Raw genomic sequence first — 7,265 nt, 5'->3', positions numbered from 1 at the left:
GCGCTCTTCTGCGGCAGGTCGTGCGGGAGGTAGGCCCACTGGCAACCAGTCCGCCCCTGGTAGAGGATCGCGTTCACGATCTCCCGCATGTCGTAGGCGCCCTGATGACCGCTGACCGAGCGGTGCCGGTCCTTCCACGCTGTGATCACAGGCTCGATCAACGACCACTGCTCGTCCGATAAGTCGCTGGGATACGGCTTCCGTTCACTCATCCCGCCACCCCAACAGACCCCACACCACGGACCCGGAGATTCCGCCCACACCCCACACCTTCAGGCGACCACAGAGCGACTCAAAGACTCACAAACCGCCCTCTAAAAGTCCGAGGTGGCCCGAGTTCGCGGCGCAGAGAGGCGTACAGGGGGCCGTTCACTGATGAGTGCCAGTTCGTACGACGAAGAAGGGGAGATTCGTGCCGGAGAGGACCATTGAGTTCGGGAAGTACGGCGCCCGGGGCATCAAGGGCAGCGACGCCGTCGCACGCAAGCTCGACGAGCTCGCGGACGGCATCGTCACCCCCGTCACCGTGAAGCGTGGCCTGATGGCGCGCCTGCACTACCTGACCCGGACCGACCACAGCCGCAAGGCGGCCACGTTGAAGGCGTGGCCGGAGGAGCGGCGCCGGCCGTCCACTGCCAACCTGGAACGCATCGACGCCGCCTACCGCCAGGTCCGCCGCCACAACGTCGCCCGGCACCTCCTGCGACGCCTGAACGCCGCCGGCAGGACCCGGGTGGAGATCCACCAGTGATATCGCCACCCACTGCGCCCTGGCCGGGAACGACAAAGGCGCCCTCCCTGTCGGGAGGGCGCCGTGGCGGCCGCGACGGGCGGCGACGGTTCAGCCGGTGAGCCGGAGCGAGGGCCGGGCCTCGGGGGCGGGTGTGTCCTCACCGCCGTCCGGGTCGGGGTTGAAGTCGGTGCCGGTCCGGGCGTCCCGGGCCCGCAGAGGCCGGATGTGGCCGGTAGGGAAGTTCAGCGGCCACACGAACGTGCCGAGGCTGTCATGGCTGGCCGGATGCCGCCGCCTGCACCGCCGCTACGAACGCAAAACCGACCACTTCCTCGCCATCACCAGCATCGCCTGCACCCTCATCTGCTACCGCAGACTCGCCAAATGAGATGAGATCTCAGCCGACCGTGAAGGCGCCGACCTTGAAGCTGTCGCCGCAGACGCTGAAGTAGCCGCCCTGCGAGCCGTCCGCCTTCAGCACGTTCACCGTGGTGTCCGGCTGCTTCGGCAGCCCGACCTTGACGGTGGACGCGCCCACCGGGCAGGTGTCGCGAGCGGTGCCCTCGGTGTTCAGGTTGTTGTAGCCGATGTCTGCCGTCGCCGAGCCGCCCGCCGGGATGTCGACCGCGTCCGAGCCCTCCTCGGAGTTGTCCGCAGAGATCGGGCCGGCCTTGTTCTCGTCGTCGGTCGCGGTCACGGTCGTGGGACCGACAACCGTACAGGTGGCACCGGAGGTGTTGGTGAGCTTGAGGGTGCCGTTGGCCGCCTGCTGCTCGGTGGCCTGGTGATCGCTCATGAGGAACTTGATCGAGACCGTCTGGAGGGTGCAGGCCGCAGTGGCGCCACCGCCCCCGTCCTTGGACGAGCTACCACCGCCGCTCGTGCTCGAGCTGCTCCCGGACGACGCCTTGGACGAAGCCGCGGTCGAGGCCGAGTCCGACGCGGGGGCGGACGAGCCGGCAGCGGCGTCGGCCTCGTCGCCATTGTTGCAGCCGGTGAGCGCGAGCGCGGAAAGTGCGGCGAGCGCGCCGACGGCTGCTATGCGGGTACGAGTACGAGTGCGCATGAACTTCCTTCTTCTCCGTCAAAAACTAAGAGCCAACTGAGAAGACAGGATGATTTACGAAGCCGTACTGGTTGCATCTACCAGGTAGAGCATCACCAAGTCCACACCACCTCAGCCCAAGATCGTCGCCAATGCCCGCGCGGCCCGCTCCACTTCCGCGAACCCCAGGTAGAGCGGCGCGAATCCGAACCGAAGCACGTCAGGCGCACTGAAGTCGCCGACGACACCCTCCGCGATCAGACGGCCCATCACCTCACCGGCGTCCGCCCACGCAGCGCGACCTGACTGCCCCGCTCGGCATGGGAACCCGGCGTCACGACGTCGACCCTCCCTTCAGGTACGTACGCCCGCACGCATTCCACGAAGAGATCCGTCAGGGCGACGGACTTCGCGCTTACGGCGTCGACGGAGACATCCGGCCGCGACCACACCTCCAGGACCGCCTCAAGCGCGAGCATGGACAGGATGTCCGGCGTCCCGACGCGCCCCCGCACGGCCTGTCGGCAGGCGCGTACTGCGGCCGCATGCCGAACGGCTCGGCGTGCGAGTTCCAGCCCGGCAGTGGCGAGTCGAAGGCCGCCTGGTGTTGCCATGGCACATACAGGTACGCGGGTGAACCCGGCCCGCCATTACTTTAAGAATTCCTAGCGAAATGAGTGTTGGGGAACGGTAGGCTCGGCGGCCATGAGTCAGAGCGGGTCGCAAGCGGCAGCATTCTTCCGAGATGTCCGCCAAGGCGAAGTGGTCTGGCTTATCCGGGATGACGACGGAAGCCCGACTCATCTCTCCGCAGACGGCACGCGAAGTCTCCCCTTCTGGTCGACCTCGCCCCGCGCCCAGAGGGCAGCGAAGATCTGGGGGCATGGACTCCGCGTTGAATCCATGCCCTTGGACACCTGGTGCGATTGCGTACTGCCCGACGCCGCCCGAGATGGACTCGTGATCGGCATCAACTGGAGTGGGCCACGCCTGGTCGGCTGGAGCTTCACTCCCAAGGAAGTCCTCAACCGGCTGGCGGCGGCTAACTAGCCCACGGCATCGCTCACCAGATGTTCTGCAGCACCCGGACCCGCAGATCGGCGACTGCCGACACCTGCCGTACACCGAGCGCCGCGCCTTCCTCCTGGATCTCCTCGCCGATGTCGGGCCGCCGGTCCAGGTCACCCCGGCGACCGATGACCGGGACGTCGCCGGGCTCTGGTACGACGCCCTGCGCGAGCAGGGCATCGAGGGGATCGTCTGCAAACGCGGCAGCGCCGGCTATCCGTCGGGTCAGCGTCGGTGGTTGAAAGTCCGGCACGCGGACACGGTTGACGCCCTGGTGCTGGGGTTCACCGGGCCCCGGCTCAGGCCGCACCATCTGGTCCTGGCGGTGGGGGACGAGGCCCGGGTGTCCGCACGTTTGGAGCCGGTCCTCGCTGCTCGTGTCGGTGAGGCATTGAGCGGTACGGCGTTGGTGGGGGAGCGGCGGGCGGAGGGAGAGCCGTACACGCGGGTGGAGTCGGATCTGGTCGTGGAGGTGCTGGCCGGGTCCGGCCGGCACGGCACCCTCACCGTGACCCGGATGCGGTGAGGGTGCCCGTGCCTGACTGCTGGCCAGGGGACGACCTCGTATGCACTGTCACGGGCCCGGCTGCGGCGCCCGGTACGACTTCCCACCCACGCGGGTGACACCCGCCGGGCAGCAACGATTCTGCGCCGGCCTGGGCCGGAGCATGATCGGCGTGACTCGTCATCTGCGCCGTACCGCGCTCCTCACCGCCGCTTCGGCTCTTGCCGGGCTCGCGCTGACCGCCGCCCCCACCACCGCCACCGCGGCAGGCCCCCACACCCCCGCCCGCCAGGCGCTCCCCGGTCAGGCGCCGTCCCTGCGTGAGCTTCCCGAACCGCCGGACGCGGTGAAGGCCCGCGAGCTTCTCGGGGACCTGGTGGTGGCCGGCGAGGGCGACGTCCCGGGCTACTCCCGGGCGAAGTTCCCGCACTGGATCACCCAGTACGGAACCTGTGACACCCGCGAGGCCGTGCTTCAGCGGGACGGCCGGGACGTGGTCCAGGACGACGGGTGCCGGGCCGTGTCCGGCAGCTGGTATTCCGAGTACGACGGCCTGACCATCGACTCCGCCTCCCGCATCGACATCGACCACGTCGTCCCCCTCAAGGAAGCCTGGCGCTCCGGGGCCTCGGAGTGGTCGACGCCCGAGCGGCGCGCGTTCGCCAACGATCTGGTCGACTCGCAGTTGATCGCGGTGTCGGCGGGCAGCAACCGGGCGAAGGGCGACAAGGACCCGGGGAACTGGAAGCCGTCGCTGCAGTCGTACTGGTGCACCTACAGCCGCGCCTGGATCAGCGTGAAGGCCACCTACCGGCTCACCGCGAACCCGGCCGAGGCTGCAGCCCTGTCCGAGATGCTCGACACCTGCGACGCCTGACCCCACCCGGCGGCATCACCGGCCGGGAACCCCGCCCGGTAGACCGCCGGAGCACCGGACGATCCCGTCCGCACCCCGACTCGCCGCGGGGGAAGAGCAGGACCCCTCCGCCCAGGCACTCTTCCTCCGCGGCGACCGCAACACCCCACCCCGCCAACCCCACGGCAACGACACGGGGGTTGAACCAGGAAGGCCCCACATCGTGATCCGCACTCTCCCGGCACCGGACCGCCGCGGCATGGCCCGCAGCACCCTCACAGCGTTCGCCGTCGCCGCCGCGCTCCTCGTCCCGGCCGTCCAGGCCGAGGCGACCACCACGTGCGCTCCGCACACCACCGGCGTGTGCAGGGCCAGCAGCGCGCACCCGGCGGGTGCGACCGCCGAGTGCAAGGACGGGACCGTCAGCTACGCGGCGAAGTTCCGCGGCACCTGCAGCCACCATGGCGGTGTCCGCTACTGGTACAAGTAGGCGGCGTTCGTTCCTCTATCGCCATCGCGACCTACTCGGTCAGATCCACGCCCAGGCCGCAGCGCCGACCGCGCTCCCCGGAGGCCGAGGCCCGGCCGTCAGCCGGGCCTCCCTCCAGGCCGACCTGGCAGCGGCCGATGCCCGCACCGCCCGCCTCGCCACCCAGGTCCGTCGCCTGGAAGCCCGTCTCAGCGAAGTACTTGGTGATCAGGTCTGGCGCGAATCAGGCATCGGCGGCCCCGACGACATCGAGCAGCTCAAGGCCCGGATCATCACCCTTGAGCAACAGGCGATCGACCTGGAGCTGAAGATCCAGGACCGTGACGACGATCTCGCAGCCGCCCGAGCCGCCAACCGGGAGTTCCGAGCCCGAACTGGACCGCCGGGTGCCTGCCCACGACAAGGGCGAGGATGCCGTCCTCGCAGCCCTGCGAACCCTGCAGAGCAGAGCACCCGAGTAGCCAGGACGTACCGGTCCCTATCCGCTGTCGCTCGGGGCAGCTGCGTGCGTACGGGGCAGCGTCGCGAAGGCCCCGTCCCGTTGACCACTTCGACGAGAACCAGGCCCCGGTACTACCTGAGGGCCTGTCACTCTCCGCGTCCGAGTGACCAGAAATCCGGGGCTTGCGCCGCTAACCCCCGCACGTGATAGACGCCCGCCAGATCCGGAATAACCGCAGGTCAGGCCAGAGTTGCGCGGCTTATCCTCCTCCGCTCCAGAGTGCCGTCACACGCCGCACGGCACCCATGCGGCATGGACGAAGGAGGAGTTCCATGAGCAAGCGCACGGCAGGCCGTGAGTCCGGGAAGGGAGAGGAAGAGCCGCGGCCCGACGTGGAGTTCAGGGCCCGCGGGTTCCACGTCAGCATGGACAAGGTCCCGTGGACGGCCCTCGTCCTGCTGGCGGGGGCTGTCGCCGCCAGGGTGGCCGGCGCTCACGTCTGGATGCTCTGATCTGACGGTTGGGGTGGCCCTGCGGAACGTGCGAAGTGACCGCGGGGCCATCCCGGGAGCACCGTCCTGTCAGGGCACTCATGTCCGACCGTACGAGCCGCAGGGGTTCACCGCCCGGCGGGCTGATGCATACGTGCCCACCCCGGCCACGTGCGCAGTCACGATAAGCCCGCATCGCTGCCTGGCTTCGTTCACTTCAAGGGGTTCTGGCACAACTTCTGTGATTACGGCCTGTCAATCGCTGCTCCGGCTCGGGAGACGTGCGGAAACAGCAGGTCGGCGGGTTGATCCGGCGCGAGCACGAGCAGAGGCGGAGCGGCATCACAGAAGTTGTGCCAGAACCCGAGAAGTGACAGCAGTGCGATGCCGGGTGTGAGACCGCCGCTTCTCACTGCGCGCTTTGCCCTCGCGCCCGCCCATCGTGCACTTTCCAGATTGGAAAGTACATGCCATGATGGCAAGAGTTGATCAAGGGAGCTGAACGGCATGCAGCACAACACCACTGATGGGGAATCGTGCCAGGGCGCGCCGACGGCCGAGGCCGCGACCAGTGCCCTGCGGGAGGTGGAGGCTGCTCAGGGCCGGGCGCGGCTCCAGGCTGGGCTGTTGCCCGCCTGGTACGGGCCGGCGGCGGGGGCGCTCCTGGCGGTCTACGCCATCGTCGCGGTGCGGCTCCTGGAGACGGACCGGATCCTCATCCAGCAGTTCGTCGTGTGGCCGGTAGCTCTGCTGGCGGTCTTCGGGATCAGGCGGACCGCAAGGCGCAGCACGGGCGTGCGGCGAGCCGGGCAGGGGTACGCCGTAGACGCCAGGGGTGAGCGCAGGAAGCGGATCGTCACCGCGCTGGTCCCCATGGTCGTCGCGGCCTGCGGGGTGGGCGGTGGGTGCTGGGTGCTCGGCGCAGGGACGCAGACAATCATCGTTGCCGCGGCCGTCGGCTTGGGGGTTGGTGCCTGGGGCGGCCTCGCGCGGCGCAACGCGGTGATCAGGGGTCGGCTACAGGAACTTGCATGACCGGCGATCCCTCCTCAGCGTCGGGGCTCGCCCTCGACGCTGCACTGCATAACCCGACTCGGTTGGCCGTCGCGGCGTTCCTGTCGGCGTGCGCGGAAGCCGAGTTCGCGGTGGTCCGCGACCACTGCCAGGTGTCCGACTCGGTCCTGAGCAAGGCCGCGTCCGCGCTGGAGGCCGCCGGGTACGTCGAGATCAGCAAAGGCCACGTCGGCAAACGGCCGCGTACCTGGCTCGCGCTCACCGCTGCCGGCCAGGAGGCGATGGCCCGGCACGTTGCCGCACTGCAGGAGATCGTTGCCGCGGCCCGGAACGCCGCCAGCACGCGAGCCCAACAGGCCGGGCCGCCACCGCATCTGCCCTGACTACGTGGGGGCCGCATTCTGCGCCATGGTGGAGCAGATCCGCAAGGTGAGGGATCTGAACCGGCAGCGCGGGGGCTGGTGGTGGCTTCGTTCACTTTCAGCAACAGCGTTTGTCCGGCACTACTCGTGAACATCACCCAGATCGGGACTGCTGCACGGATAAGTGACACCTGACCTGGCTTGCTGAGAGGCGGCCTGGAAGGATGTTGCAGTGCCCAAGCCGTATCCGAAGGAGTTC

The 7,265-nt window shown here is 68.9% G+C and carries 11 protein-coding genes and 4 pseudogenes; 10 read left to right on the top strand and 5 right to left on the bottom strand.

The window, feature by feature from the left end; all coding sequences use genetic code 11:
• The coding region (locus ACFYY7_RS44960; protein WP_388672105.1) for a transposase at positions 1–212 on the bottom strand (212 nt) is incomplete at its 3' end.
• Positions 213–412: 200 nt separating this feature from the next.
• Here ACFYY7_RS44960 and ACFYY7_RS44955 point away from each other — a divergent pair.
• A pseudogene (locus ACFYY7_RS44955) lies at positions 413–745 on the top strand (transcriptional regulator); the annotation flags it as partial.
• A 96-nt stretch (positions 746–841) separates the two neighbouring features.
• On the opposite strand, the gene ACFYY7_RS44950 reads toward ACFYY7_RS44955, so the two are convergent.
• The gene (locus tag ACFYY7_RS44950; RefSeq protein WP_388672102.1) at positions 842–988 is read right to left on the bottom strand and encodes a hypothetical protein; all 147 of its coding nucleotides are present in this window, start codon (positions 986–988) and stop codon (positions 842–844) included.
• A 13-nt stretch (positions 989–1,001) separates the two neighbouring features.
• On the opposite strand from ACFYY7_RS44950, the pseudogene ACFYY7_RS44945 reads away from it, so the two are divergent.
• Positions 1,002–1,121 (top strand): annotated as a pseudogene (locus ACFYY7_RS44945) (IS5/IS1182 family transposase); the annotation flags it as partial.
• Positions 1,122–1,130: 9 nt separating this feature from the next.
• On the opposite strand, the gene ACFYY7_RS44940 reads toward ACFYY7_RS44945, so the two are convergent.
• A complete protein-coding gene (locus tag ACFYY7_RS44940) occupies positions 1,131–1,799 on the bottom strand; it encodes a DUF4232 domain-containing protein (RefSeq protein WP_376320683.1) in 669 nt (222 codons plus the stop codon).
• A 111-nt stretch (positions 1,800–1,910) separates the two neighbouring features.
• Positions 1,911–2,430, bottom strand: a pseudogene (locus ACFYY7_RS44935) (kynureninase); the annotation flags it as partial.
• Between the two features lie 53 nt (positions 2,431–2,483).
• Here ACFYY7_RS44935 and ACFYY7_RS44930 point away from each other — a divergent pair.
• The 5 genes and pseudogenes from ACFYY7_RS44930 to ACFYY7_RS44910 all read left to right on the top strand — a co-directional run bounded on the left by ACFYY7_RS44930 (position 2,484) and on the right by ACFYY7_RS44910 (position 4,697).
• Positions 2,484–2,828, top strand: a complete 345-nt coding sequence (locus ACFYY7_RS44930) for a DUF2750 domain-containing protein (protein WP_388672099.1) — start codon at positions 2,484–2,486, stop codon at positions 2,826–2,828.
• Positions 2,758–3,033: pseudogene (locus ACFYY7_RS44925) on the top strand (hypothetical protein); the annotation flags it as partial. The gene ACFYY7_RS44930 and the pseudogene ACFYY7_RS44925, both read left to right, overlap by 71 nt.
• Positions 3,034–3,084: 51 nt before the next feature.
• Positions 3,085–3,372, top strand: coding sequence for a hypothetical protein (locus ACFYY7_RS44920; protein ID WP_388672108.1), 288 nt, complete (start codon positions 3,085–3,087; stop codon positions 3,370–3,372).
• Positions 3,373–3,514: 142 nt separating this feature from the next.
• Complete coding sequence (locus ACFYY7_RS44915; RefSeq protein WP_388672096.1) at positions 3,515–4,228, top strand: HNH endonuclease family protein; 714 nt, start codon at positions 3,515–3,517, stop codon at positions 4,226–4,228.
• A gap of 202 nt (positions 4,229–4,430) precedes the next feature.
• Positions 4,431–4,697: a DUF3761 domain-containing protein gene (locus tag ACFYY7_RS44910; RefSeq protein WP_388672093.1), complete on the top strand. Its 267-nt coding sequence runs from the start codon at positions 4,431–4,433 to the stop codon at positions 4,695–4,697.
• Between the two features lie 223 nt (positions 4,698–4,920).
• Here the strand turns inward: ACFYY7_RS44910 and ACFYY7_RS44905 are convergent, their stop codons facing one another.
• The gene (locus tag ACFYY7_RS44905) at positions 4,921–5,100 is read right to left on the bottom strand and encodes a hypothetical protein (RefSeq protein ID WP_388672090.1); all 180 of its coding nucleotides are present in this window, start codon (positions 5,098–5,100) and stop codon (positions 4,921–4,923) included.
• A 371-nt stretch (positions 5,101–5,471) separates the two neighbouring features.
• On the opposite strand from ACFYY7_RS44905, the gene ACFYY7_RS44900 reads away from it, so the two are divergent.
• From ACFYY7_RS44900 to ACFYY7_RS44890, 3 genes are all read left to right on the top strand, one after another.
• On the top strand, positions 5,472–5,651 hold the full coding sequence (locus ACFYY7_RS44900; protein ID WP_388672087.1) for a hypothetical protein: 180 nt from the start codon (positions 5,472–5,474) through the stop codon (positions 5,649–5,651).
• Positions 5,652–6,137: 486 nt separating this feature from the next.
• Positions 6,138–6,665 carry a hypothetical protein gene (locus tag ACFYY7_RS44895; RefSeq protein WP_388672084.1) on the top strand — a complete coding sequence of 176 codons (528 nt, stop codon included), beginning with the start codon at positions 6,138–6,140 and terminating at the stop codon, positions 6,663–6,665.
• Positions 6,662–7,027 carry a winged helix-turn-helix domain-containing protein gene (locus tag ACFYY7_RS44890; RefSeq protein WP_388672081.1) on the top strand — a complete coding sequence of 122 codons (366 nt, stop codon included), beginning with the start codon at positions 6,662–6,664 and terminating at the stop codon, positions 7,025–7,027. Before ACFYY7_RS44895 ends, ACFYY7_RS44890 begins: the two co-directional genes overlap by 4 nt.
• Positions 7,028–7,265: the final 238 nt, after the last annotated feature.

Origin of the sequence: Streptomyces sp. NPDC001933, from assembly GCF_042890955.1 — a bacterium.
In the GTDB taxonomy this organism is placed as follows: Bacteria; Actinomycetota; Actinomycetes; order Streptomycetales; family Streptomycetaceae; genus Streptomyces.
Note: the sequence above shows the minus strand (reverse complement) of the source record. Positions and strands in the feature narration are given on the sequence as shown.

Excerpts from the sequence above, each read along its gene's own strand:
- ACFYY7_RS44940 (WP_376320683.1), bottom strand. The coding sequence starts at position 1,799 with ATGCGCACTCGTACTCGTACCCGCATAGCAGCCGTCGGCGCGCTCGCC.
- ACFYY7_RS44930 (WP_388672099.1), top strand. The coding sequence starts at position 2,484 with ATGAGTCAGAGCGGGTCGCAAGCGGCAGCATTCTTCCGAGATGTCCGC.
- ACFYY7_RS44895 (WP_388672084.1), top strand. The coding sequence starts at position 6,138 with ATGCAGCACAACACCACTGATGGGGAATCGTGCCAGGGCGCGCCGACG.
- ACFYY7_RS44915 (WP_388672096.1), top strand. The coding sequence starts at position 3,515 with ATGATCGGCGTGACTCGTCATCTGCGCCGTACCGCGCTCCTCACCGCC.
- ACFYY7_RS44890 (WP_388672081.1), top strand. The coding sequence starts at position 6,662 with ATGACCGGCGATCCCTCCTCAGCGTCGGGGCTCGCCCTCGACGCTGCA.
- ACFYY7_RS44900 (WP_388672087.1), top strand. The coding sequence starts at position 5,472 with ATGAGCAAGCGCACGGCAGGCCGTGAGTCCGGGAAGGGAGAGGAAGAG.